This is a genomic window from Clostridium saudiense, assembly GCF_000577815.1.
GTDB lineage: Bacteria > Bacillota > Clostridia > Clostridiales > Clostridiaceae > Clostridium > Clostridium saudiense.
The window spans coordinates 106,133-129,707 of sequence record NZ_CBYM010000002.1 but is presented as its reverse complement, the minus strand read 5'-3'; the positions used below and the strand labels follow the sequence as shown (position 1 = coordinate 129,707).

The following is a 23,575-nucleotide window of genomic DNA, read 5'->3' as shown; positions in this document are numbered from 1 at the left end:
AAAATTCCTAATTTCTTATTTTTATTTTTTATTAAATATTTAAAAGCATTTATTAATAAGATAAGTTTAAGCTAGTGATTCCCACTCTTCATAAAGATTAGCAATAGTTTCTTCTAATTCTTTAATTTCGTTATTAACTCTTTGGCTTTCAGATGGATTAGAATATATTGATTCAAGACAAAGTTGTTCTTGCAATTGAGTTAATTCATCTTCTTTTTCAGAGATAGTTTTTTCTAGATTTTTAATTTTAAGTTGCATAGCTTTAGCTTCTTTTTCAGCTTCACGTTTCTTTTTCTTTTCGTCTTTAAGTTGAGTTTTAGTTTTTCCATTAGCTAATTCTTCATAACTTTCAAATCTACTAGGATTAAGCTTTTTCTCTTGGTAATAGCTATAATTTCCTAAGTATTCAGTTACTCCATCTTCTTTTAATTCAAGTATACGTCCAATTACTTTATTTAAGAAGTATCTATCATGAGATATTACCATTAATGTGCCATCATATTCTAAAATTGCATCTTCTAAAGCCTCCCTTGACATAATATCAAGGTGATTTGTAGGTTCATCTAATAGTAAAAGATTAGATTTAGAGAGCATTAGCTTCAACAAATTAATTCTACATTTTTCTCCACCGCTAAGAGTTTTTATTACTTTAAATACATCATCACCAGTAAAAAGGAATGAGGCTAAATAACTTCTAAGTTTTGATGTTGTTAAGTTAGGGAATTCATCCCAAACTTCATCAATAATTGTTTTATCTAAATTTAAATCAGATTGTTCTTGATCATAGTAGCCAACATTAACATTAGTACCTAATACTTTTACTCCAGTATCAGACTCTACAGTATCCATTATTATTTTAAATAAAGTAGTTTTACCACGGCCATTTTCACCAATTAATGCTACTTTTTCTCCACGTTTTAAGTCTAAATTTAAATTTGAAAATAAAGTTTTTTCACCATAAGATTTTGCCATATTTTCTATATGTAAAACATCATATCCACTTTTTACTGAAGCTTCAAATTTAATTTTAGAGGCTTCTTTTTCATGAGCAGGAGCTTCAATTTTTTCCATTTTATCTAGAGCTTTTTCTCTACTTTCAGCAGCTCTTATACTTTTTTCACGGTTAAATGAACGGAACTTTTCAATTATGGCTTCTTGTCTTTTAATTTCAGCTTGCTGTAAATTATAAGCCTTTAGTTTAGCTTCATAATTCTTTTTTCTTAAATCTATAAATTTAGTATAAGGAACATTATAACATTCTATTTTACCACTTATTACTTCATAAGTATGTGTAGTAACAGAATCTAAGAAAAATCTATCATGTGATATCACTAAAACTGTTCCCTTATAATTTTTCATATAGTCTTCTAACCAACTTATAGCTTCTAAGTCTAAGTGATTAGTAGGCTCATCAAGTAATATTATATCAGGTTTACGTAATAACAATTTACATAATGCAACTCTTGTTTTTTGTCCACCACTTAATGTAATTATTGGTTTATAAAAATCATCTTCAGTAAAGCCAAGACCTTTTAATACTCTTGAAATTTCACCTTTATAGACATAACCACCTTTATGTGAATATAAATCTTGAAGAGTAGTATAATCTTTAATAAGCTTTTCATGATATGCTGCATTTTTATCATCATAGGGCTCACTCATTTTTATTTCTAATGATGAAAGTCTCGATTCAATATTTAATATTTCTTCAAAAACTGAAATAGCTTCTTCGTAAATATTTTTATCAGAGTCAAGTGATAAATTTTGAGATAAATAACCTAGTGTTTTATTTTTGTCTATAAAAACTTCACCAGAATCTTGAGATATTTCTTTTGTTATTATCTTAAAAAGGGTAGATTTTCCCTCACCATTGGCACCAATGATTCCAACTTTATCGCCTTCATTAATTGAGAAGGTAATATCTTTAAGAACATCCCTTACTCCATAGCTTTTACATATATCTTTACAACTTAGTATTATCATAATTTCCTCCGTAATATAGTGAAGTCTTATAAGTAATATGAGGCTGTATCAAAATTTAACTGTGAAGTTTAGAAAGTTATAAGTGCTAAGTCAAACATAAAACTTTAGTATCACTTTTTAAAAATTCAGTTAAGCTGAATTTATTCTTAAACTTAAAACTTTAAACTTGAGACTATAATAAGCTTTTGATATAATACCTCAATTTAAATTATACCTTTTAATTATACTATTATACTAAAACCTTATCAAATCTAAAAAAGGAGATGTTTAAAAAACAACTCCTTTTTTTAAATTAAATCTTCAGTGAGCAAGTAACCTATAACTGGTTTTCCGTTAAATACTCCAAGTATATAGATTGTATAAAATTTTCCACCGACTAAAGTTATATTTTTTATATATTTTGCTGTAACATCTGAAGATGCAAATAATACTTCAAAATTATATATTCCAGGAGAAAGTTGATAGTAACTAGTAGTTTCTAAATATTCAGCTTCATTAAATAAGATGAAATTATTAGGTAATGATAAAGTTAATAATGGTGAATTGTGTGAAAGATTTATGAATCTTAAATATGCCTGAGATTTTGTTACGGGAACATTATCATCTTTTAACCTAAATAAAAACAAATTATTAGATAATGTAACTAATGAAATAGTATAATTTGCATTGGCAATTAACTGAATATCTTGAGAAAGTATAGGTTTATCATAAGTGCCTGTTAGATAAAGTTGAAAGTTATACTCTCCAGGTGTTATAGTAAAATACTTAGAAATTTTTCCAAATCCAACATTACTTGCTAAGAGTGAACCATTTATATAAACATCTATATTAGATGTAGTTGGATTAGCATGAAGAATTCTTATATTAGTATTTACTCTAGGTAGAGATTTATTAAATTGTTCCATAAAACTCACCTACTTATTATAATTGTCTAAAGAAATTTTAATAATCTTTTTAATTAATAGCTTTGCTATTGGATAAGGAACCCTATAGGCTTTCATAGTAGCTAATATTCCAGAATGATCACTTTCAATTATATCAAAAATTTTATTCACATCTTCTTCAGTACAATTGTTTTTACGAGAATCTGTTGAAATATAATCTAAAGAAAGATCGAAATTCCTTAATATATCGACAGCATTAACAGGATTATCTAAGTATCTTTCGTTAAGTGATGGTTCATTGTATGAATGAAGAAAATCATCATCTGATTCCGCTGGATATTCTAGATAGTTAGAATTATTGTTTTGGTTTTTAGCATTATTATTATTATTATTATTAGGTTGTTTTGTTTTAGGTGTATAAGGGGTATTATCATCATTTATAGTAGGTATATTTTTAGGATAAGGTGTAAGTGGTGCAATTACAGAAGTTGTTGATCCAACTAAGTCTAATGGAATAGGAGTGGCATTAAGATTTGAAAAACCTAATGACATTCCACCGTACATTCCTGAAAGTGATATTTCATCAAAATTAAGAAGCAATGGAAACTTTGAACCATCTGGTGAAAGTGTAGAATCAATATTTAAAGGTATAAAATTTAAATCATCATTGTCTTTATTATTTTTTTTTGAACTCATTATTCCCCTCCAAATAATAAATTTATTAATAATATATGTATTTTAAACACATATGTTACTTTATAGAATATGAGTATTATAAAGGAGATATTACAAATAAGGGTGCCAAGAAAGTGGATGTAACAATCGATGTAACAAGGAATATATTGTATTGGAGGGAATTGTTATGCATAAGGATAATAAAGATGATTTAAGAAAACTATTTGTAGGGTTGGATAAAAAGGTTAATGTAGAAGGTAAGGGAAGGATTATTCCTATAAACTTTGATAATGCAGCGACTACACCGCCTTTTAAAAGAGTTATGAAAAAAATTTTAGAAACAAGTGAATATTATGGGTCAATTGAAAGGGGTGATGGACAAAAATCATTATATTGTAGTGATTTATATGAAGAGAGTAGAAATTATCTTTTGAAGTATTTTAATGCGCCAGAGGATATCTATACAGCAATTTTTGTTGCAAATACTACTGATGGATTAAATATGCTATCTAATATATTAATCAATAGCAAAGATGACATTGTAATTACAACAAGAATGGAACATCATTCAAATGATTTACCTTGGAGAGGTAAGTGTAATTTAAAGTATGTAGAAGTACGTGAAGATGGAAGAATAAATATTAATGATATAGAAGAGTTAGTGGATAAGTATAGGGAACGTATAAAATATATAACAATAACAGGAGCTTCAAATGTTACTGGATATATAAATGATATAAAAAGAATAGCCAAATTAATTCATAAATATGGAGGTAAAATCATAGTTGATGGGGCACAATTAGTTCCTCATAAAAGGGTATCTATGTGCCAAGAAGATAGTTCAGAAAATATAGATTTTTTAGTTTTTTCTGGACATAAAATATATGCTCCATTTGGAAGTGGTGCAATTATTGGATTAAAGGAAAGTTTCAATATGAACCCACCAGATTCAAAAGGTGGTGGTACTGTAGATCTTGTATTAGATGATAGAGAAATATGGTTAAATACTCCTGAAAAAAATGAAGCAGGAACACCTAATCTTTTTGGGGCTGTAGCTATTATGGAAGCTATGAAAGAAGTTGAGAGGATAGGATTTGATACTATAGAGAAAAATGAAAAGGAATTATTAAAATATATAATTGATGGACTTAAAGATTTAAGTAGAGTGAGATTATATGCTGATAATGAAAATATTAATGATAGATTAGGAATTTTAGTATTTACTATTGATGGAATGAGCTATGAAGAGGTTGGAGAAAAACTTTCAGAAGTTAGGGGTATTGGAGTAAGGCAAGGAGGATTTTGTTCACATCCATATACAAGAAGAGTATTAGGAATAGCAGATAATGAACTTCAAAATTATGTTAGTAAAAATGGAGTACCGGGATTAGTTAGAGTAAGTTTGGGAATATATAATACCAAAAAGGAAGCAAATATATTTTTAGAAACTATAGAGTATTTATGTAGGAGGTATGCTAAATAGTTTTGAGTTGGTAGTTAGTAGTTAGGGAAGAAACTCTAGAGCGAGCTTCTTGGATAATATGTTTTAAAACCATCTTAGCTAAATTTATACCTAAGACTACTAACTACTAACTTATAACCATTGATTAACCTTAAGTTATTTGTTAAATACCTTAAATACTGGCATTGGAAGTGATGAAATAACTGATGGAACTGAAGAAACTAAAGGAGATAAGTATTCAAGAACTTCAGCTTTTAAATTATTTCCTTCTTCATTTATCCATTCAGTTGGGAAATATTTAACATTATTTGCAATCTTATCAGCTTCTATTAAGAAGTATGATGATTTGTAAGGAGTATTGCTTTCACGTTTTATACCTATCATATACCCACATTTTCCAAGAGAAGCTTGTCTTAATGCTTCATATCCAACTTCATAAGCCTCTTCTATGTCGATATTAGAGGCACAATGCATTGCACATCTTTGTAGAACTCCAAGTTCTAAAGATTTTACTCTGCTAGTTATACCAGAAGAAATTATTAAGTTTTTAAGATAATTACCAACGCCACCTAATTGTGCATGTCCGAATTTATCATGAGCTTGTGCGTGAGCTTCAGCAACAAACTTACCTTCAGCAGTTCTTATTCCTTCAGAAACTACTATATAAACTTGATTTTGTTCTTCAAATTTATTTTTTACATCTATTAAAAATTTATCAATATCAAATGCAGTTTCAGGTAAATATATGAAATCAGCAACTTGCTTTCCATTTAATTGAGCTAATGCTGCAGCAGAAGCTAACCAACCAGTGTCACGTCCCATAGTTTCTAATATGAATATTCCATTGTTTATATACACTGATGAATCTAAGTAAGTTTCAAGTACAGAAGTAGCTATAAATTTTGCTGCACTACCAAAACCAGGTGTGTGATCAGTATACATTAAATCATTATCTATTGTTTTAGGAATACCTATAAATTTAATATCTATTCCAGTTTTTTTAGCATAGGCGCTTAATTTTGCAGTAGTATCCATAGAATCATTTCCGCCAACATAAAAGAAGGCTTTAATATCATTAGCTTTTAATATTTCTAATAATTTGTCATATTCTTCAGTAGATTCTTCTAGTTTTTTCATTTTATATCTGCAAGAACCTAAACCAGATGAAGGTGTATATCTAAAATTATTTATTTCTTCTTGTGAAAATGAAGAAAGTTCAATTATATTACCGTTTAAGATACCCTCTATTCCATTTAAACCTGCAAAGACTTTGTTAAAAGTTCCTAAAGTATTATTTGCCTCTAATAATCCAACAACGCTAGAATTAATTACTGATGTTGGTCCTCCTGATTGTGCTATGATACAATTAGCCATTAAAATACGCTCCTTTTATTAAAATTAAAAATTTATAGTTTTATGTAAATATACATTAATATCTAATACTTAAGAATTAATGTGATATACTATTTCGTTAATTAGCGAATACAATATATACTATACAACAAAAAAGAGTAAATTAAAAGATAAAAAAATAAAATTTACAATATGAATCATAGGTAGAGAAAATATATAATAAAATTATACAAATACTGTAAAATGGAGGATGGGATGAATTTCAAGGATTTAATTATAGTAGGTGTAGCATTGGCTATGGATGCTGTAGGAGTAAGTATAAGTATAGGAGTTAATTCAGCTATAAAAAGAATAAATAAAATAGGCTTTATTATTTCCTTTGCTTTTTTTCAATTTTTATTCTTTTTTTTAGGCGGAGTTTGTGGACATCTATTTGAAACTTATATTACTACAATTCCTAAAGTCGTAGGGGGAATAGCCATAGCTGTTGTAGGGATACTAATGATAAAAGATGGATTTGATAATGAGGAGAAAGATGAAAGTTTATTATTAAAAAAAGGTATAGTATTAATATTGGGGATATCTGTAAGTATTGATGCATTTGTAGTTGGATTTACTGGATTTAGTTACATAAGTAATATAATAAGGGTAATAGGTGATTGCTCAATTATTGGATTTATAACACTAGTATTATGTACATTTGCATTTTATTTATGTAGATATATTAGAAAGATAGAATTTGTTTCTAAGTATGCAGATTTTTTTGGAGGGATAACACTAATTATTTTTGCTATAAAAATGATATTTTTTTAAATCATATACTTAAAAAGTTGGAGAAAGTTAATCTATAATTTTGAATGTACTCACAAAATTATAGATTTTTTTTTAAAATAAAATTTGACATTATGTAAATAATAGGGTATAGTGAGTATTAATGAAAGACAAGTGTGTTTTGTTGGAGGACAAATAAAGGGGGCAAGTTCAATGAAGAAACTATCTTTAATTACAAAAATATTTATATGTCTAGTATTAGGAATTAGTATTGGATTATTATGTGGGGCTAATAATATTCAATTTCCAGTAAAAATACTAGCAACCTTTAGTGGGTTATTCGGAAATTTTTTATCTTTCATAATTCCACTGATAATAGTAGGTTTTATAGTTCCAGGAATAGCTTCATTAGGAAGTAAATCTGGAAAAGGTCTTCTTATAACTACAATAGTTGCTTATTTATCTACATTATTAGCTGGGTTTGCTGCATATTTAATTGGAGCAGGAATTTTACCTAAATTAATAAGTGGAAGTATAGCATTGAGTGAAGAAGGACAAACTATTGAACCTTATTTTACAATTGAAATTCCAGCAATTATGGGAGTTATGTCTGCATTGACATTAGCTTTTATATTGGGAATAGGATTATCTAAAATAAAGAACAGTGCTATGTTAAAAGTAGTAGATGAATTTAATAAAATAGTTTTAATGATAGTAACTAATGTTTTAATTCCATTAGTACCTATATATATTGGATGTGTTTTTGCAAAGTTAAGCTATAGTGGAGAGATTTTTAATACATTAAAGTCTTTTGGAATAGTATATATTTTATTATTTTCATTACAATTAGCTTATATACTTATACAATACTGTATTGCAGGAGCTATTAAGAAAGAAAATCCATTTAAATTAATAAAAAACATGATACCAGCATACATGACTGCTGTAGGAACTCAATCTTCGGCAGCTACTATACCAGTAACACTAGAATGTGTTAAGAAAAATAATATTAGTGAAGAAGTTTTAGATTTCGTTGTACCTCTAGGAGCAACAATACATTTAGCAGGGGACACTATTACTTTAGTTCTTACTTCTATGGCAGTTATGTATATGAATGGTCAAACACCTACTTTTGGTATGATAATGCCGTTTATATTTATGTTAGGTGTTACAATGATAGCAGCTCCAGGAGTACCAGGGGGTGGCGTTATGGCAGCACTTGGACTTTTAGAATCAATGCTTGGATTTGGGGCAGTGGAGAAACCAATTATGATTGCATTGCATGCAGCTCAAGATAGTTTTGGTACAGCAACTAATGTAACAGGCGATGGAGCTATAGCAATAATTGTTGATTATATTATAAATAAGCGAAAAAGTAATAGTGCTCAAAATGAAAGTAATGAATCGATAATAGCATAAAATTATGAGTTATAAAGACTATTTTAAAATTAATATTATAAAACTATAGTTTCATATTATAATTTAAAATAGTCTTTTTATATTTTATAAAACTAAAATAGTAATAAAAAAGTAATTTTGTTTTCAAGTGGATCAAAGTATTGGTTGCCTATTAAGAATGGATATTATAAAATTGAGCAACTAAATTAATAAGATATTGGTAAATATGAAATGAGAAGTTTTTATTATTAAGGAAATATTATAGAAATGTGGGTATATATAGTATTAAAAAGTTAATGCTATTAATTGAAAAATGATATATACTTAATAAAGAGAAACGCTATATAGATGCTATGTTAGTGATTTAGCATTTATTTGCGTTTCTTTTTTTATTTTAACTACAAAGGAGAAAATATGTTATTTAAAGATTTAGATATAATAAAACCAATTTTAAGAGCAGTGGAAGAGGCGGGATATGAAAAGCCTACTGAAATACAAGAGAATTCAATTCCTGTAGTATTAAAAGGAAAAGATATTTTAGGATGTGCACAAACAGGAACTGGTAAGACTGCTGCTTTTGCAATTCCAATATTACAAAATATAGTTGCTGATAAGGAAAAAAATAATGATAGAAATATAAAAGCTTTAATTGTAGCACCTACAAGAGAGTTAGCTATTCAAATAGAAGAAAGTTTTGCTGAGTATTCTAAGTATTTAGATATAAAAGATACAGTTATATTTGGTGGAGTAAATCAAAGTTCTCAGGTTAGAAAGATAAAAGCTGGTATAGATATATTAGTTGCAACTCCAGGGAGACTTTTAGATTTAGCAAATCAAAAACATGTTGATTTAAAAAATGTAAAATATTTTGTTCTTGATGAAGCAGATAGAATGCTTGATATGGGAATGATTCATGATGTAAAGAAAATAATATCAAGACTTCCGAAGGAAAGACAAAATCTATTATTTTCAGCTACTATGCCAAAGGAAGTAATGAAACTTGTAAATTCTATTTTGAATAATCCTGTAAAAGTGGAGGTTCAGCCAGTTTCTTCAACTGTTGAAATTATTTCACAAGGTGTATATCATGTACCTAAAAAGAATAAAAAGTCATTACTTACACATTTATTAAAGGATGAAAGTATAAAATCTGTAATAGTATTTTCAAGAACTAAACATGGAGCAAATAAAATAGCAAAAGATCTTGAAAAAGCTGGAATAACAGCTGCAGCTATTCATGGAAATAAATCTCAAAATCAAAGACAGTTGGCATTAAATAATTTTAAAGAAGGAAATATAAGAGTATTAGTTGCTACTGATATTGCAGCTAGAGGTATAGATATTGATGAATTATCTCATGTTATAAATTATGATTTGCCAGATGTAGCTGAAACTTATGTGCATAGAATTGGGAGAACAGGAAGAGCAGGATCTTCAGGGATTGCTATAACATTCTGTGATGAAGAAGAAAAGGAGATGTTTAGAAATATTGAAAAGCTTATAGGAAAATCTATTCCGGTGTTAGCAGAAGAGGAATATGAAATAATTAAACCAATAGTTAACGTAGAACACAGGGGAAATAATAATTCAAGTAATAGAAGTAATAAAGGAAATAGTAAAGTAAATAGAAAGAAGACAGGAAATCATAGAGAAAAAAGGTATATCAAAAATAAACCTAAAAATAATAAATAAAAGTGAAAAGGTGTTGTAGTATACATGAACTATAACACTTTTTATATATTATATAAAAATGAGTAAAGGTAGTAATTACTAAAAAGGTTTTAGTTTAAAATAATTTTAGAAAAGGTGGGGACAATTACGGAAAATAAAGTGTATAAAGAATTAAATAAAGATTATAGATATTTAAATAATTATATAGTAGCTATGGAAAAGTCATTATTTGAGGATGCCAATATATCAATATCAAAGGCAAAAATATTTTCAGAAAATTTATCGCAAGAGGTAGCTAAGCTTGAAAGTTTAGGATTGCTTATGGGAATGAATCAGAATGATAGATTAAAAGAGTTAGATAGTAAAACGAATATAGATAAAAATGGACTAGAAATATTTAATAAAATAAGAAGAATAATTAATATAGCCTCTATAAATACTGGAGATAATACTGAATCAGCGTTATTATTACATAGATGCTCCTATGATTTAACTTGTTGGTTTGTTAATAAGTATATAAATAAGGAATTTAAGATTGAAGAATACATAATTCCAAGAGTTAAGTTATAAATTAGTTATACATTATTTTGAAAGATATAAGTAAAGGATTTATAAATTATATTAAAAATAAATAAAAAGTTTGTAATATAATAAATAGTATGTTATACTAAATGAGTAGCAAAAATGCTAACAAAAAAATAGGTTTCATTTGGATAGGTAGTTTCTCGTAAATTAGGGATTATATTATCGATTTAAAATCTTTTAATTTTAGGAGGAATAATTATGACAGATAAGACACTTGTATGCAGAGATTGCGGAGCTGAATTCGTATTTACAGTAGGAGAACAAGAATTCTACAAAGAAAAAGGATTCGATAACGAACCTGTAAGATGTATTGCTTGCAGAAGAGCTAAAAAAGAACAAAGTAGAAGATAATTTTAGATTATTATAAGCTGTAGTTTTAAACTACAGCTTTTTTTAGTTTATATTTTGTTAATTCAAGATTAGTATACTATAAGTAAATTTTAATTAATCTAAATTAACTTACCTTTATGGGTGAGAGGTAATAGTGAGTTTTTCTTTAAATAAACAGAGAATGTTAAATGTGGTGTTAGATTATGTTATAATTTTTATATTAATGAATTAATAAGAGGATGATATCATGGATGAAAAAACAAATGTAATGAGAATTTTAGAACAGAAAAAAATTAAACATGAAACACACAGTTATGTTGGAACAGGAGCCGTAAGTGGGAGTGAAGTTGCATCAGCATTGAGCCAAAATCCAAAGCGTGTGTTTAAAACATTAGTTACTGTTGGTAAAAGTAAGAATAATTATGTATTCGTAATACCAGTTGAAAAAGAGTTAAATTTAAAAAAAGCAGCAAAGATAGTTGGTGAAAAATCTATAGATATGTTAAAATCAAAAGATTTATTATCTTTAACAGGATATATTCATGGTGGATGTCCTACACTTTCAATTTAAACCAAAAAAATAACGAACAAAAGTCCGCTATTTAAATGAGAATTCAAATGTATCCTCTTTAGGATCATAAGTTATTTCTTTAAATATATTCATACAACAAGCTCTTTTTTCATCAACTGTCATATTATCATTAAAATTACTAATATTATAAAAAACAAAATCATGATTATTATTAATATTCTCTAGTTCATGCATTTCTAATGAAAGAATTTCATTTTTTATATTAGATTTTTCTTTAACTAGAGTTTCTATTTTATTAATGAATATAATAGAAGCTTCATTACTTAAGAGTGAAAGTTTATCTGTAAGATTATTTATATTTTTATCTATAGATTTAATTTTTCTTTCAAGTGATGCAATTAATTTTTTGTTATCTACAGAATTAACATTATATGCAGCATTAAAATTATCTATATCTTTTAATGAGTATATTAATTCTGAAACTCTAACCTCTAAGTAATCCTTTTTTACTCTTTTAGTATTGGTACAAGTTTTCAATTTACCTCTTAGCATATCTCTACACATATAATAATAAGTTGTAGATTCATATATTTTTTCAGTACCATCTTTTTTATAATATCTAGTTTTTGTGCTTTTAGTATGCCCACAATAAGTTTTACCACAACATTTACAATGTAGAGTTTTAGTTAACCAATACTTTTCACTAAATCTATTACCAGTACGAGTAATATTTTCATCCATTCGTTTATTAATATCCAGCCAAACTTCTGGATTTATCAATCCAGGAATATTACTAACTACAGCATATTTATTATCTTTATCTGTATATGTTAGATAGGAGTTAGTAAGATTTTCTTCTCCTAGAACTGTATAGCCTTTATGTTTTAAATATAAGCTAACACTTTCAGAACTTTTAACATAAATAGGTTTTCTAAATGCATTGGCTAAAGTAACACCAGTAAATTTATGATTATGTTTTTCTTCAGCGTGAGTAATTATTTTAGAATTTAAGGTATTATGATATTTCATATCAAAAATATCAAGAATTAATTCACCATTAGAAATTTCAATTCCTCCATTTTCTCCATGCATAAATCCAGTAGGAGCACTACCACCAGTCCAACGACCTTTTTTAGCAATAGAAAGCATGTTATCAGATACTCTTTGCTGAATATTACTTCTTTCCATTTCAGCAAAAGAAGCCAGTAAGGTTAACATCATTTTTCCTATTTGAGTGTTTGGATCAAAACCTTCACTTACTGAAATAAGTTCTACATTTTTATTCTTAAATTTTTCTAAAGTATTTAAGAAGTCTAAAGTATTTCGAGCTATTCTATCAATTTTATAACAAATTACAATATCTAATTGATTAAGCTCTATAAGTTTAAGCATTTTTTGAAAAGCTGGTCTATTGGTATTTCCACCACTAAAGCCTTCATCTTCAAAAATTTCAAAAGTAGAATTAGAATACTTTTTATTAATATAATCTTTACATAGATTAATTTGAGTTTCTATTGAAACAGATCCTTCAACAAAAACAGATTTTCTACAGTAAATTGCAACTCTAATTTTAATCACCTCATTTTACTAAAATAAAATATTTATATATTAAAAAAGGAGAAATTTAAATTCTCCTTTTATTTTGCTAGCCTTTCAACAACTGAAGCTATTAGCTCCCAATCGTCTTTGTTTTCTATTTCTAGCATAGCTTTTATGATTCTCTTTTTAAAGTCATTACCTTCTGCTGCAAAAGCACCAACTAAAAAAGCGAACTCTTCATCAGAGGTCATTTTAGCTTCCATTTCACCTTCGCCATTTCTAAGCCATTCTTCATTGATTTTGAATTCTCTACAAATATCATTTATAGCTCTGTCTGTGACATTTTTAGCTCCAGTTTCATATCCGGCTATTTGGCTTCTTGAAAGATTTATAATTCTCCCAAATTCATCCTGAGATAAGTTTTTAGATGTTCTAACAAATTTTATTCTATCTTTAAGTTCTTTCATTGTAAAAACCTCCTAAAATAATAATACACAAAAAAATGTTCTTTAGCAACAATTATAATTTTAAAAAATAAAATTTTTTGAAAAAAAGCTTGAAAAAAGTCCTAAAAGAACTTATTATAAAAATATAAGGTTCTTAAAGAACTAAAAATGTAGAAAGGAAGTGGAAAAATGACGTTGCAAGAAAAACAAGATTTTATAACAAGGATATTTAATGCAACTAATAAAATTCCTGAATATGCAAAAGAAAAAACAGAGACATTAATTGAAGGAATAATAATTGGGGTAACTCTTAGAGATCAAATGGAGAGAGAACAATTAGGGGGAGTTAATAATGGCTAGAAAAAAGAAAGAAAAGGATTATGATCCTAATTTACCAAAGCCTAAGCTAGAGTGGAGAGATGGAAAACCATTTGTTACAGATGGGTGGATTATGGGAAGTAGAGTAATAATAAAGGAGCAACCATCTATAGAAACTATTAAATATGTAAATGGATTATTTGCTAAGCAAGCTAAAAAAATGCAGAGTAGAAAAGTTAGTTAAACCAATTAACTTAAATAAATATTCAGTGTGAGGGTTATAGAATGAGTAAAACTAAATTAATGTTGGATAAGGCAATCAAATATTGGGGAATGAATGATATAGTAACAATTATGTTAAGTCAAAGAAGAGATAAAGAGATAATAGAAGTCCAAAGAAGAAGGTTAGAACAATGGGGAAGGAATTAAGAGAATTAGATCAGGTACATAAAGTTGCGTCAAAGTTTATTGATACTGGAAAGTTTGGATGGAGAGAAGCTATAGAAATAGCAAAGAAAGAAGTAAGGTTTGATGAAAATTTAGATTTGGATAAAGGAGAAATCTATTTAGTCAAAACTGGTGAAACAATTGGAGAAGTATAAACACAAGATAATTATTACCATTACAAAGGGAAAAACACATTGATATAACCATGCGACCGGTGATCAATGTGTTTTAAAAAAATCTTTTTTTCTTGGATACCTTATTTAAATTATATCTAAGAAAAGTATTAAAGTCAAATATAGGCTAAGGACAAGATTTTAACGCCCTTGTAATAGGTATTATCTTAACGACTATTATAAAAAATAAGAAGAGTAGAGTTGGTAATTATGGCTATAAGGGAGAAGAAATATAAGTGTGGTAAGTATTTAGAAATAGAAATATATCCTATATCAAAAATAGAACAAAAGAAGAGTAGGAAAAGAAAAAAGAAAGAGAGTAGAAAAGAACAAAAAAATCTTAATGATAAAAATGCAAGAAAAAAATTAAGAAGAATAATAAATGCGAACTTTACTAATAAGGACCTATTTATACATTTAACATATGATAATAATAATTTACCAGATAGTGAAGAGAGAGCATTAAGGGATAGGAATAATTATTTAAGAAGAATAAAGAATTATAGAAAAAGAAATAATTTACCAGAGTTAAAATATATAGCTGTTTTGGAATATAAGGAAGCAAATAAAAATGATAAAAGAACTAGGACAAGAATACATCATCATATTGTTATGAGTGGAATGGATAGAGATAAGGCAGAGGAATTATGGGGAAAGGGTAGAGCAAATGCAGATAGACTTCAGCCTAATGAGTTAGGATTTGAAGAGTTGGCCAACTATATATCTAAAGACCCTAAAGGAAAGAAAAGATATTCACCAAGCAGAAATCTAATAATTCCAGAAGCTGAAATTAATGATTATAAATACACATATAAAAAGGTGTATGAATTATCAAGAAACCAAGGTGATAAAGAAGAGTTTGAGAAATTATATCCTGGATATATTTATACAAGTCATGAGGTCCAAGTGAACGATATAAACTCAGGAACTTATATTTATATAAAAATGCGGAAATTAGATTAATGGAGGGAGAAGAATGACAGAAGCACAAGAACAAAGATTTTTATTTCAATGGGCAGGGTTAGCAGAACAACAATACCCAGAGCTTAAATTATTACATCATATACCTAATGGTGGAAAGAGAGATGCGAGAACTGCAGCAAATCTAAAAAAAGAGGGCGTTAAGGCAGGTGTACCGGATATATGTTTACCAGTTGCAAAAGATGCATATTGTGGATTGTATATAGAACTTAAGGTAGGTAAAAATAAGCCAAGCATAAAACAGAAAGAATGGATAGAAGCTCTTAAGGAGCAAGGATATAAAGTTGAAGTTTGTTACGGATGGATAAAAGCAAGGGAAGTTATAGAAACGTACTTAAAGTGTGAAAAGACACTTACAACAGTAGTATTTTTTTAGGAGGTATTTAATGTGAAAAATACTAGAGAGTTATTAAATACAAAGGAATTGAAGGAAAGATTCACAATAAAAGATAGACAAGCTGTAGATAAATATACTAAGAAATTATACTTTTGTCCAAAAGATTTAGGATTTAAGTTTACATTTGAAGATTGTCAAAATTCTTTATGTAGAGATTGTTGGAATGAAGTAAAAGATTATTTAGAATTTAGGATTAAAAGTGAAGAGGAGCACTAAAATATGGAAATAATTTGTTTATATAAGGAAAAGTGGAACGGAGAAAATAAAAATAAGAAATTTGATAGTTATGAGAGTTTTGGTAAGTGGGTAGCAGATAATGCGGTAGAAATATCGATACTAGATGTTATTCAAGAAGAGGATTAAGGAGAAAATTATGGCAAAAATAAAATTTAAGATTTATGACAAGAATAGAAAAAGACTTTTAAGTGGTACAGGATATAGCATAACAGGAGATGGAGAGGTGCAAACATTTAATAGTCATGGATTGCCAGAAGGAACAGTTAACAATAGACACTTAAAGCCTATTTTATATTCTGGAAAAAAAGATATTACAGGCAGGGATATATACGAAGGTTTTATTGTGGAGAGAATAGGAGCTGTGCCAGGAGATGAAGAGATAACAGGAGTAGTAGTTTTTGATGAATATTCATGGTTAATCCAAAATGATAAAGAGAAAAGAGCAGTGTTTTTATTTTCTGAAACTGCAATGGATAAAGTTATAGGGAACATATATGAAGATATTGTATTGGCCAAAAGAATAATTGGAGATAATTCGTAAATGTTAAATGAAGTAACAATAAGTACAGTAATAGATCATTTAAGTGAAGGCGAAATAGATAGATTCAATCAAGAAGAAATAAAAACAAGAATTAAAAATATTTTTGAGTTAAACGATGCAGAAGCAGATAAAGTTTATAGAATGTGGAAACATAAATATTTAAATAAAGTTAACGAATAGATATTAATGCTAAATGCATTTATATAAATAAAAAAATATTAAAAGAAAGGACCTTTGGACAGGCTATTAAGAGTAGTGGGGATTACAAAGTTAGAATGTTTTAAGATCCTTTCCATCAATATTTATTAGGAGTAGATTATGGAGAAAGATATTTTAGAAAAACTTTAATAAAAGCAGTTAAGTAGTATTTCAAAGGATTAAGTGCTAAAGAAGCTGTAAGTAAAGCGTTAGAAGAAATAAAAGAATAGTTTGAAATTATTGTGAACTAAGTGATCTTAGAAAATTGAATAATACGGTGTTAAAAAATATATCATAATTAACTTATAATAATAATACTATAGTATTGTTAAGTTTTATAAAGAGGTAAGAGGAGAATTAATATGAGTAAACTTATTGATATATACTTAGAAGCTGTTTTCTTTGTTGTTTCAGTAATATTGTGGTTATACGTACTTTTAATATCATCTGATATTCCAGTAAACATATCCAAAAATGAATTTATCATTTCGATAATAAGTCTATTATTATTTGGATTATTCTATAGGTTTTATGTGAGAAAGTCTAAAAGAGAAGTAATAGGGGTACCTCTATTAATACCATTAGCATTTTGGCTATTATCTATGGTTGATGCAATTAAGTATAATTACCAAATATATAATACTATTATATCAATAATAGGTTTTACTATTACAGGATATTGTATTGGATTATCAATACATAGATTATTGACAAAAAAGCATACAGTTTAATATATTTATAAATTAACAATCCTAGCTTATCAAAAATAAAATTCAATATAAATTAATAAAAATACCGTATTATTCAATAAAGAATATGCGGTATTTTTTAGTTAACAATTCAATTATATTAGGAGGAAAGAAAATGGAGAATATAAATATTAAAAATGAAGAGGTATTAGTAAAAAGAAATAGTCAAGGGGAGTTAGTTGTAACCAGTAGACAAGTTGCAGATCATTTTGGAAAGAGACATGCAGATGTAACTGAAATTATAAGAAAATTAACTACGGAAAATTCCGCAGTTAAAAATATGATGATTATGAGTAGCTTCCAACATAAAGGAAATGAATATATAGAATATTTGTTAACTAGAGATGGTTTTAGTTTGTTAGTAATGGGGTTTACTGGAGCAAGAGCTTTAGAATGGAAACTTAAGTATATAGAAGCATTTAATCAAATGGAAGAAGCTATTAAAAACCCATATGCTCATTTAAGTAAAGAGTTACAAGCTATATTTACATTAGATATTGAGCAGCAAAGAATAAAGAGTGATGTAAAAGAATTAAAAGAAGGTATGCCATTATTTAATGTTGAGTGTAAAGAGCTTCAAGCGTTAGTTAGGAAGAAAGGTATAGAAATATTAGGTGGCAAAGTAAGTCATGCATATAAAGATAACAGTATAAGAGGTAAAGTATATTCAGATATTCAACATCAAATTAAAAGAGAGTTTGGAGTTACCAGATATGAAGCTATAAAAAGAATTCAGTTAGATAAAGCTAAAGAAATAGTAAATGGATATAAAGCTCCTTATGTATTAGAGTATGAAATTAAGAAAGTTAATTCTCAAATTAATTTTGGAGAGGTGATCTAAAGTTATGATATATGAAAGTAATGAAGTTAAAAAGAAAAATGGATTCGAGTATAAGGAGCAGAGAATGGCAATAGATACAGGGGATAGAGTTAATGATATTAATATACAAAATGCAGTAATTCATGTATTAGATATGAATGCTGAAGAACCTATATTAAACGAATATGCTTTAGATTTAACAGAAGATACTTATATGTTTTTATACAAGCATATAGATAAAATATTTAAAAGTGATAATTTAGTACCTGCAATATTTAATGATGAAAGAAATATAGTTAGGGAAATATCAGAAGAATTCTTAAATGGATTAGAAGGTAATCTTATAGAAGTGTCTAAGGCATTAGCAAGACAATTATTCTACATTATGAAAGAAAACATATATATTCCAAGTTGTGATCTTATAGTAACAGTAATATATACTGACCAAGGGCCAATGATAGGAATACTTAAGTTAGATTATGTTAATAGTTTTACACACCAAGTAGAGTTCAATGATGATAAAATCGCAGTTGGGTTAATAAAACATTGTGCAGCATTACCAGGAGGGAGTCAAAGAATTAAACAAGCAGCGTTTATAAAACCTAATAAAGAAGGTCAGAAGTTTGATTTATGGGTACTAGATGATAAGAAAAATACCAAGAAAGAAGATGAATATTCTGCAAATTACTTTATGAATAGTTTTTTATGTTGTAGTCAAATTAGTGATAGCAGAACATTAACTAAAAAATTTATAAATGCAGTAGAAATATGGACTAGAAGTAATATAACAGAAGATGCAGGACAAGCAGAAAAAGTAAGAAGTACAGTTAAAAAGGAATTAATAAATAAAGATAGTGTAGATGTTGAGGAGTTATCACAAAAGTTATTTAGTAATGATACTGATAAAAAGCAAGGTTTTGAAGGTTTTATTAAATCAAATGGGATAGAAGAGGAAATAAAACTTGATAAGGATTATGTAAAAAAGAAACTTAAAAAGGTTAAATTAAAAATAGATAATGATATAGATTTAACTATTGATAAAGAAGCTTATAATGATCCAAGCAAATTTGAAATTCATCATAATAATGATGGAAGTATTAATATGATAATTAAACATGTAATGAATTATATAGAAAAATAAAGAAGAATAAGGAGAAATGATGGATTACAAAAAGATATATATAGAAGAGGTAAAAATATTTAATGATATATCCAATAAGTTTGACAATTTAGTAGAAGAGGATATAGCAGGAGCATTTGAGCTACAGAAAGAAAGTATACAGGCTTATAATAGATGGTCAAATATTAAGTACAGTATAAAGAAAGAATTAAAAAGAGGACAAGCAACAGCAACAAAAGAAAGACTTGAAGAAATATGTATATATCTTAAGCATATACATACAGTTACTAAAGCGATATGGCTAAAAGCAAAAGAAGATTTAAGACAACATAATTAGGAGAGTGTGATTATAGAATGAAAGATAAAGAAAGAGTAGCAAAGGCAATTATAGATATGCATGATAAATTAGGACATGAAAAATTTAATACAGTGGTTAAAATATTCATGGATTCTATAGAAGTTAAAAAAGAAAAGGGAGAAAATATTGACTTTAAAACTATAAAGATAACATTAGAAGATTCAATAAAAATAGCCAATACAATGCATGATGAATAGAAGAGGTGTAATCATGAAGAAGATAGCAAAGAGAATTAAAAGATATAAAGAGTTAAAAGCAGATATAGTAGACATAGATTTAAAATTACAAGAGTTAGAAGAGGATATGTTAGGAATAACAGAACAACCAAGTGGAGAAAGAACTGGGAAAACATATAAAATTACTTCTAGTGTAGAGCTTCAAGCTGAAAAACATTTAGAGGAAAAAGAAGGGCTGTTAAAGCAAAGAGCAACTAAGATAAGAGAGATAGCAAGAATAGATAATGCATTAACAGTATTAAAAGAAGAGGAAAGAGATATAATAGAAACAGCTTTAATAGAACAAAAGAGATATAGTTTACTAGAGATAAAATATAATAGAACTTACTCTAGGATAAAACAAATAGAAGGGGAAGCAGTAAAGAAGATGGAAAAGTATCTAGCTTAAGGGGAATTTAGATAATATAAAAGAAAATTATAGAAAAACTATAAAATAGCTGTAAGTATTCTAAAATAATATGGTTTATAATTTAAAATGGACATTGATAAAACCTCCTAATAAATATATAAAAAGCACTTAACAAGAAAAAGTTAGGTGCTTTTTGTATTTTATTAAATAATGAAAGGAGTTCAATATATTTAAATGCCATTAAAGAGTTGTAAGTATTGTGGAAGAATACATAAAAAAGATTTTGTATGTCCAATGAAACCTAAGAGTAATAAGTACAAAACAAGTGAAGCAGATAAATTTAGATGGACAAAGGCATGGCAAAGGAAGAGAGAAGAGGTAAAGAGAAGAGATAAATTTTTATGTCAGGTATGCATAAGGAAGTTATATAACACAATAAAGAAGTATAACTATAATGACTTAGAAGTACATCATATAGTACCAATTAAAGAGGAGTATGAACTAAGATTAGAAGATAGCAACTTAATAACTGTGTGTGAATATCACCATGAATTAGCAGAGCAAGGAACTATACCAAGGGATGAGTTATTGGCTATTGTACAAGCACAAGAAGAGGAGAAAAATACTTAGATATACCCCCGGGTATTATGACACTTTCAGAGGGGTCCTTAGAACACCACGTGTCCACCTCGGAACACAAAATATTCCCACATCAGATTTTCAAAAGATAATTTTTAAGAAAGGAGGTTTATTATGCCTACACCACCAAAACCTTTTACAGTTTTAAAAAATGAAAAAAAATCACATAGGACAAAGAAAGAACTTGCATTAAGAGAAAAAGGAGAAGCAGCTTTAGCTACTGGTGTAGCTATAAGAGAACGACCCGAAGTTAAAAATAATCCAGTAGCACATAAGGAATTTTTAAGGATAAACAAGTTACTTAAAAATATAGAAAAGAACGATTCAATTTATGAAGCAGTTATAAATAGATATTGTTTATTACAAGCTGAATGTGCTGATTTTGAAAAGAAAAGAGAAGAGATTTATAATCTAATTCAAACGTTAAAAGAAAAATTTTATTCGTTGGTTGATGAATTAGAGGGAAAAGAAAAAGCAATAGAGCTAAGAAGTTTTAGTGACAATATGGCTTCTTTATCTAGCACCATTATTAGTATAGATAAGCAACTACAAAGTAAGCGTAAAATGTTACTTGACATAGAAAAAGAAAATATAATGACAATAGCTTCGGCCCTTAGAAGTATACCTAAGAAAGTAGATACTGAATCTAATAAGGAAAAATTATTAAGGGCGATAAATGGAAATTAAAGAAAGTAAAGCTTATAAATATGCAAAGTGGTGTGTACCAGATGTTAATCAAAAAGTACCTATATATGTTAAGAAACAGGCGCGAGATTGGTTAAATAAAGCTGATGGAATAGACGAAGAAGCTTATGTTGATGAAAAAGAATTAAATAAAATAAATAGAATATTGGGGTTAATGGTTCATCCGGATTTAATGTGTCCTATGAATGAAGGATTAGAGGATTATGCATGGTTCTTAATAGTTGCAACGTTATGCACAAAACTAAGAAATGGTGAAAATAAAGATATAAGATATTATATAACAGCTGTACTAGAAATAAGTCGTAAAAATTTTAAGACTTTTAATAGTGCAGTTATTTTTATACTTTTATTAATAACTGATAAGCCATTTTCACGTTTCTTTTCAGTTGCACCAGATTTAAAATTATCTTCTGAGTTAAAAATAGCAATAAGAAAAATAATAAAAGTTAGTCCTTTGTTAGCAGAAGAGGATGTATTTAAAGTTCTTAGAAGTGAGATAAGATGTTTATTAACTGATAGTGAGTATATTCCATTAGCTTATAGTGAAGATAAAATGGATGGTAAACTTGCCAATGCTTTCTTAGCTGATGAAGCAGGAGCTATGGATAGTTATCCAATAGAAGCTATGAGATCTTCTCAAATAACTTTGTTTAATAAGCTTGGAATTATTATTAGTACCCAATATCCAAATGATAATAATGCCATGATAGATGAAATTGATATATCTAAAAAGGTGTTAGATGGATTAATAGATAATAAAAGAAGATTTTCTTTATTATATGAACCGGATAGCAAATTTTTAGTTGAGGATCTATGGCAAACAGAAGATTTAGTTATATATCAAAGCAATCCAGTAGCAGTAAATAATAATTATATATTTGAAGCTATAAAAGAAATGAGAGAGATGGCTATATTATATGAAAATAAAAGAGAAAATTATCTTTGTAAACATAACAATATAAAGTATAAAGGCCTAGGAGTAGAAGGATATATAGAAGTTACTAAAGTTAGGGAGTGCAAAACAATAGAAAATCTTAAGTTTTGGACAGGGAAAAAAGTATATCTAGGTGTAGATTTATCACAATCAGATGATAATACTGCGGTTGCTATGGTAACCCAATATGAAAATAAACTTTATGCTAAGATATGGGGGTTCCTACCTACTGATAAAATAAAAATTAAGAGTAAAAAAGAAAATGTAGATTATAAAAGGCTAATTAAGGATGGCGTATGCTTTAGTTGTGGTGATGAAGTAATAGATTATAGTTTTATTGAAAAGAAAATACTTGAGTTAGAATCAGTTTATGGAGTAGAAATAGTACAGATAGGATATGACAGATATAATGCGTTAAGTACAGTTCAAAAGTTAGAAAATGAAGGTTATGAGTGCGTTGAGATTAAACAACATAGTTCAGTATTACATATGCCAACTAAGTTATTAAAAGAATGTATATTAAGTAAAAACTTTAGCTATGATGAAAATTTAATGTTAGAGATTAATTTCCAAAATGCTAGATGTACGGAAGATACAAATTTAAATAAATATGTGAATAAGAAAAAATCAACTGGAAAGGTTGATATGGTTGTAGCCTTAATAAATGCTATCTATCTATTGCAACAAGAACAGTTAAGTGGAAGTGATTTTACTATCCAGGTTATATAGAAAAATGAGGGTGTA

At 27.6% G+C, this 23,575-nt stretch carries 32 protein-coding genes; 26 read left to right on the top strand and 6 right to left on the bottom strand.

Annotated elements, in window-relative coordinates:
- Positions 1–66 precede the first annotated feature (66 nt).
- From TY07_RS01965 to TY07_RS17125, 3 genes are all read right to left on the bottom strand, one after another.
- On the bottom strand, positions 67–1,983 hold the full coding sequence (locus tag TY07_RS01965; RefSeq protein WP_042394517.1) for an ABC-F family ATP-binding cassette domain-containing protein: 1,917 nt from the start codon (positions 1,981–1,983) through the stop codon (positions 67–69).
- Between the two features lie 287 nt (positions 1,984–2,270).
- Positions 2,271–2,888: a DUF4397 domain-containing protein gene (locus tag TY07_RS01960; protein WP_042394513.1), complete on the bottom strand. Its 618-nt coding sequence runs from the start codon at positions 2,886–2,888 to the stop codon at positions 2,271–2,273.
- A gap of 9 nt (positions 2,889–2,897) precedes the next feature.
- Complete coding sequence (locus TY07_RS17125) at positions 2,898–3,563, bottom strand: hypothetical protein (protein WP_052330577.1); 666 nt, start codon at positions 3,561–3,563, stop codon at positions 2,898–2,900.
- 166 nt (positions 3,564–3,729) lie between these two features.
- Here TY07_RS17125 and TY07_RS01950 point away from each other — a divergent pair, with 166 nt between their 5' ends.
- The gene (locus tag TY07_RS01950) at positions 3,730–5,025 is read left to right on the top strand and encodes an aminotransferase class V-fold PLP-dependent enzyme (protein WP_042394512.1); all 1,296 of its coding nucleotides are present in this window, start codon (positions 3,730–3,732) and stop codon (positions 5,023–5,025) included.
- Between the two features lie 135 nt (positions 5,026–5,160).
- On the opposite strand, the gene TY07_RS01945 is transcribed toward TY07_RS01950, so the two are convergent.
- Positions 5,161–6,378 (bottom strand): 6-phosphofructokinase, encoded by a 1,218-nt coding sequence (locus tag TY07_RS01945; protein WP_042394509.1) that lies wholly within the window; start codon positions 6,376–6,378, stop codon positions 5,161–5,163.
- Positions 6,379–6,612: 234 nt separating this feature from the next.
- Here TY07_RS01945 and TY07_RS01940 point away from each other — a divergent pair, with 234 nt between their 5' ends.
- The 6 genes from TY07_RS01940 to TY07_RS01915 all read left to right on the top strand — a co-directional run bounded on the left by TY07_RS01940 (position 6,613) and on the right by TY07_RS01915 (position 11,683).
- On the top strand, positions 6,613–7,170 hold the full coding sequence (locus TY07_RS01940; protein ID WP_042394507.1) for a manganese efflux pump MntP: 558 nt from the start codon (positions 6,613–6,615) through the stop codon (positions 7,168–7,170).
- Positions 7,171–7,341: 171 nt separating this feature from the next.
- Positions 7,342–8,547 (top strand): dicarboxylate/amino acid:cation symporter, encoded by a 1,206-nt coding sequence (locus tag TY07_RS01935; RefSeq protein WP_042394505.1) that lies wholly within the window; start codon positions 7,342–7,344, stop codon positions 8,545–8,547.
- 393 nt (positions 8,548–8,940) lie between these two features.
- Positions 8,941–10,218 (top strand): DEAD/DEAH box helicase, encoded by a 1,278-nt coding sequence (locus tag TY07_RS01930; protein WP_042394503.1) that lies wholly within the window; start codon positions 8,941–8,943, stop codon positions 10,216–10,218.
- Positions 10,219–10,356: 138 nt separating this feature from the next.
- On the top strand, positions 10,357–10,767 hold the full coding sequence (locus TY07_RS01925; protein WP_042394500.1) for a hypothetical protein: 411 nt from the start codon (positions 10,357–10,359) through the stop codon (positions 10,765–10,767).
- Between the two features lie 213 nt (positions 10,768–10,980).
- Positions 10,981–11,133: a zinc-ribbon domain-containing protein gene (locus TY07_RS01920; RefSeq protein ID WP_042394497.1), complete on the top strand. Its 153-nt coding sequence runs from the start codon at positions 10,981–10,983 to the stop codon at positions 11,131–11,133.
- A 226-nt stretch (positions 11,134–11,359) separates the two neighbouring features.
- A complete protein-coding gene (locus TY07_RS01915; protein WP_042394720.1) occupies positions 11,360–11,683 on the top strand; it encodes a YbaK/EbsC family protein in 324 nt (107 codons plus the stop codon).
- Positions 11,684–11,710: 27 nt separating this feature from the next.
- Here the strand turns inward: TY07_RS01915 and TY07_RS01910 are convergent, their stop codons facing one another.
- Positions 11,711–13,222 (bottom strand): recombinase family protein, encoded by a 1,512-nt coding sequence (locus TY07_RS01910; protein WP_242833218.1) that lies wholly within the window; start codon positions 13,220–13,222, stop codon positions 11,711–11,713.
- 59 nt (positions 13,223–13,281) lie between these two features.
- Positions 13,282–13,650, bottom strand: a complete 369-nt coding sequence (locus TY07_RS01905; protein ID WP_042394495.1) for a helix-turn-helix domain-containing protein — start codon at positions 13,648–13,650, stop codon at positions 13,282–13,284.
- 168 nt (positions 13,651–13,818) lie between these two features.
- On the opposite strand from TY07_RS01905, the gene TY07_RS17955 reads away from it, so the two are divergent.
- The 19 genes from TY07_RS17955 (at position 13,819) to TY07_RS01825 (ending at position 23,560) form a co-directional block, all read left to right on the top strand.
- On the top strand, positions 13,819–13,989 hold the full coding sequence (locus tag TY07_RS17955; RefSeq protein WP_157029127.1) for a hypothetical protein: 171 nt from the start codon (positions 13,819–13,821) through the stop codon (positions 13,987–13,989).
- Positions 13,982–14,191 (top strand): hypothetical protein, encoded by a 210-nt coding sequence (locus TY07_RS01900; protein WP_042394492.1) that lies wholly within the window; start codon positions 13,982–13,984, stop codon positions 14,189–14,191. Before TY07_RS17955 ends, TY07_RS01900 begins: the two co-directional genes overlap by 8 nt.
- A gap of 41 nt (positions 14,192–14,232) precedes the next feature.
- Positions 14,233–14,376 carry a hypothetical protein gene (locus TY07_RS17950; protein ID WP_157029125.1) on the top strand — a complete coding sequence of 48 codons (144 nt, stop codon included), beginning with the start codon at positions 14,233–14,235 and terminating at the stop codon, positions 14,374–14,376.
- A complete protein-coding gene (locus TY07_RS01895) occupies positions 14,361–14,549 on the top strand; it encodes a hypothetical protein (protein ID WP_042394489.1) in 189 nt (62 codons plus the stop codon). Before TY07_RS17950 ends, TY07_RS01895 begins: the two co-directional genes overlap by 16 nt.
- A 228-nt stretch (positions 14,550–14,777) precedes the next feature.
- Positions 14,778–15,530, top strand: a complete 753-nt coding sequence (locus TY07_RS01890) for a rolling circle replication-associated protein (RefSeq protein ID WP_042394485.1) — start codon at positions 14,778–14,780, stop codon at positions 15,528–15,530.
- A gap of 13 nt (positions 15,531–15,543) precedes the next feature.
- Positions 15,544–15,924, top strand: coding sequence for a VRR-NUC domain-containing protein (locus TY07_RS01885; protein WP_042394483.1), 381 nt, complete (start codon positions 15,544–15,546; stop codon positions 15,922–15,924).
- A 12-nt stretch (positions 15,925–15,936) separates the two neighbouring features.
- Positions 15,937–16,161, top strand: coding sequence for a hypothetical protein (locus TY07_RS01880; protein WP_042394480.1), 225 nt, complete (start codon positions 15,937–15,939; stop codon positions 16,159–16,161).
- Between the two features lie 3 nt (positions 16,162–16,164).
- The gene (locus TY07_RS17945; RefSeq protein ID WP_157029123.1) at positions 16,165–16,308 is read left to right on the top strand and encodes a hypothetical protein; all 144 of its coding nucleotides are present in this window, start codon (positions 16,165–16,167) and stop codon (positions 16,306–16,308) included.
- A 10-nt stretch (positions 16,309–16,318) separates the two neighbouring features.
- Positions 16,319–16,723 (top strand): YopX family protein, encoded by a 405-nt coding sequence (locus TY07_RS01875; RefSeq protein WP_042394477.1) that lies wholly within the window; start codon positions 16,319–16,321, stop codon positions 16,721–16,723.
- Positions 16,724–16,903 carry a hypothetical protein gene (locus tag TY07_RS01870; protein ID WP_042394474.1) on the top strand — a complete coding sequence of 60 codons (180 nt, stop codon included), beginning with the start codon at positions 16,724–16,726 and terminating at the stop codon, positions 16,901–16,903.
- Positions 16,904–17,283: 380 nt separating this feature from the next.
- A complete protein-coding gene (locus TY07_RS01865; protein ID WP_042394471.1) occupies positions 17,284–17,652 on the top strand; it encodes a hypothetical protein in 369 nt (122 codons plus the stop codon).
- Between the two features lie 133 nt (positions 17,653–17,785).
- Positions 17,786–18,511, top strand: coding sequence for an ORF6C domain-containing protein (locus tag TY07_RS18260; protein ID WP_042394469.1), 726 nt, complete (start codon positions 17,786–17,788; stop codon positions 18,509–18,511).
- A 64-nt stretch (positions 18,512–18,575) separates the two neighbouring features.
- Complete coding sequence (locus tag TY07_RS01855) at positions 18,576–19,631, top strand: nucleoid-associated protein (protein ID WP_042394715.1); 1,056 nt, start codon at positions 18,576–18,578, stop codon at positions 19,629–19,631.
- Positions 19,632–19,647: 16 nt separating this feature from the next.
- The gene (locus TY07_RS01850; protein WP_198133962.1) at positions 19,648–19,947 is read left to right on the top strand and encodes a hypothetical protein; all 300 of its coding nucleotides are present in this window, start codon (positions 19,648–19,650) and stop codon (positions 19,945–19,947) included.
- A gap of 17 nt (positions 19,948–19,964) precedes the next feature.
- Positions 19,965–20,165, top strand: coding sequence for a hypothetical protein (locus TY07_RS01845; protein ID WP_042394465.1), 201 nt, complete (start codon positions 19,965–19,967; stop codon positions 20,163–20,165).
- A gap of 13 nt (positions 20,166–20,178) precedes the next feature.
- Positions 20,179–20,592, top strand: a complete 414-nt coding sequence (locus TY07_RS01840) for a hypothetical protein (protein ID WP_042394463.1) — start codon at positions 20,179–20,181, stop codon at positions 20,590–20,592.
- A 195-nt stretch (positions 20,593–20,787) separates the two neighbouring features.
- Positions 20,788–21,183: an HNH endonuclease gene (locus TY07_RS01835; protein ID WP_052330576.1), complete on the top strand. Its 396-nt coding sequence runs from the start codon at positions 20,788–20,790 to the stop codon at positions 21,181–21,183.
- Positions 21,184–21,306: 123 nt separating this feature from the next.
- Complete coding sequence (locus TY07_RS01830; protein ID WP_042394461.1) at positions 21,307–21,879, top strand: hypothetical protein; 573 nt, start codon at positions 21,307–21,309, stop codon at positions 21,877–21,879.
- On the top strand, positions 21,869–23,560 hold the full coding sequence (locus tag TY07_RS01825; RefSeq protein WP_042394459.1) for a terminase TerL endonuclease subunit: 1,692 nt from the start codon (positions 21,869–21,871) through the stop codon (positions 23,558–23,560). The genes TY07_RS01830 and TY07_RS01825 overlap by 11 nt, the downstream gene beginning before the upstream one ends.
- The last annotated feature ends 15 nt before the right edge of the window (positions 23,561–23,575 follow it).

Coding starts and splice junctions, on each gene's coding strand:
- TY07_RS01965 (WP_042394517.1), bottom strand. CDS start 1,983: ATGATAATACTAAGTTGTAAAGATATATGTAAAAGCTATGGAGTAAGG.
- TY07_RS01960 (WP_042394513.1), bottom strand. CDS start 2,888: ATGGAACAATTTAATAAATCTCTACCTAGAGTAAATACTAATATAAGA.
- TY07_RS17125 (WP_052330577.1), bottom strand. CDS start 3,563: ATGAGTTCAAAAAAAAATAATAAAGACAATGATGATTTAAATTTTATA.
- TY07_RS01950 (WP_042394512.1), top strand. CDS start 3,730: ATGCATAAGGATAATAAAGATGATTTAAGAAAACTATTTGTAGGGTTG.
- TY07_RS01945 (WP_042394509.1), bottom strand. CDS start 6,378: ATGGCTAATTGTATCATAGCACAATCAGGAGGACCAACATCAGTAATT.
- TY07_RS01940 (WP_042394507.1), top strand. CDS start 6,613: ATGAATTTCAAGGATTTAATTATAGTAGGTGTAGCATTGGCTATGGAT.
- TY07_RS01935 (WP_042394505.1), top strand. CDS start 7,342: ATGAAGAAACTATCTTTAATTACAAAAATATTTATATGTCTAGTATTA.
- TY07_RS01930 (WP_042394503.1), top strand. CDS start 8,941: ATGTTATTTAAAGATTTAGATATAATAAAACCAATTTTAAGAGCAGTG.
- TY07_RS01920 (WP_042394497.1), top strand. CDS start 10,981: ATGACAGATAAGACACTTGTATGCAGAGATTGCGGAGCTGAATTCGTA.
- TY07_RS01915 (WP_042394720.1), top strand. CDS start 11,360: ATGGATGAAAAAACAAATGTAATGAGAATTTTAGAACAGAAAAAAATT.
- TY07_RS01905 (WP_042394495.1), bottom strand. CDS start 13,650: ATGAAAGAACTTAAAGATAGAATAAAATTTGTTAGAACATCTAAAAAC.
- TY07_RS17955 (WP_157029127.1), top strand. CDS start 13,819: ATGACGTTGCAAGAAAAACAAGATTTTATAACAAGGATATTTAATGCA.
- TY07_RS01900 (WP_042394492.1), top strand. CDS start 13,982: ATGGCTAGAAAAAAGAAAGAAAAGGATTATGATCCTAATTTACCAAAG.
- TY07_RS17950 (WP_157029125.1), top strand. CDS start 14,233: ATGAGTAAAACTAAATTAATGTTGGATAAGGCAATCAAATATTGGGGA.
- TY07_RS01895 (WP_042394489.1), top strand. CDS start 14,361: ATGGGGAAGGAATTAAGAGAATTAGATCAGGTACATAAAGTTGCGTCA.
- TY07_RS01890 (WP_042394485.1), top strand. CDS start 14,778: ATGGCTATAAGGGAGAAGAAATATAAGTGTGGTAAGTATTTAGAAATA.
- TY07_RS01885 (WP_042394483.1), top strand. CDS start 15,544: ATGACAGAAGCACAAGAACAAAGATTTTTATTTCAATGGGCAGGGTTA.
- TY07_RS17945 (WP_157029123.1), top strand. CDS start 16,165: ATGGAAATAATTTGTTTATATAAGGAAAAGTGGAACGGAGAAAATAAA.
- TY07_RS01875 (WP_042394477.1), top strand. CDS start 16,319: ATGGCAAAAATAAAATTTAAGATTTATGACAAGAATAGAAAAAGACTT.
- TY07_RS01870 (WP_042394474.1), top strand. CDS start 16,724: ATGTTAAATGAAGTAACAATAAGTACAGTAATAGATCATTTAAGTGAA.
- TY07_RS01865 (WP_042394471.1), top strand. CDS start 17,284: ATGAGTAAACTTATTGATATATACTTAGAAGCTGTTTTCTTTGTTGTT.
- TY07_RS18260 (WP_042394469.1), top strand. CDS start 17,786: ATGGAGAATATAAATATTAAAAATGAAGAGGTATTAGTAAAAAGAAAT.
- TY07_RS01855 (WP_042394715.1), top strand. CDS start 18,576: ATGGCAATAGATACAGGGGATAGAGTTAATGATATTAATATACAAAAT.
- TY07_RS01850 (WP_198133962.1), top strand. CDS start 19,648: ATGATGGATTACAAAAAGATATATATAGAAGAGGTAAAAATATTTAAT.
- TY07_RS01845 (WP_042394465.1), top strand. CDS start 19,965: ATGAAAGATAAAGAAAGAGTAGCAAAGGCAATTATAGATATGCATGAT.
- TY07_RS01840 (WP_042394463.1), top strand. CDS start 20,179: ATGAAGAAGATAGCAAAGAGAATTAAAAGATATAAAGAGTTAAAAGCA.
- TY07_RS01835 (WP_052330576.1), top strand. CDS start 20,788: ATGCCATTAAAGAGTTGTAAGTATTGTGGAAGAATACATAAAAAAGAT.
- TY07_RS01830 (WP_042394461.1), top strand. CDS start 21,307: ATGCCTACACCACCAAAACCTTTTACAGTTTTAAAAAATGAAAAAAAA.
- TY07_RS01825 (WP_042394459.1), top strand. CDS start 21,869: ATGGAAATTAAAGAAAGTAAAGCTTATAAATATGCAAAGTGGTGTGTA.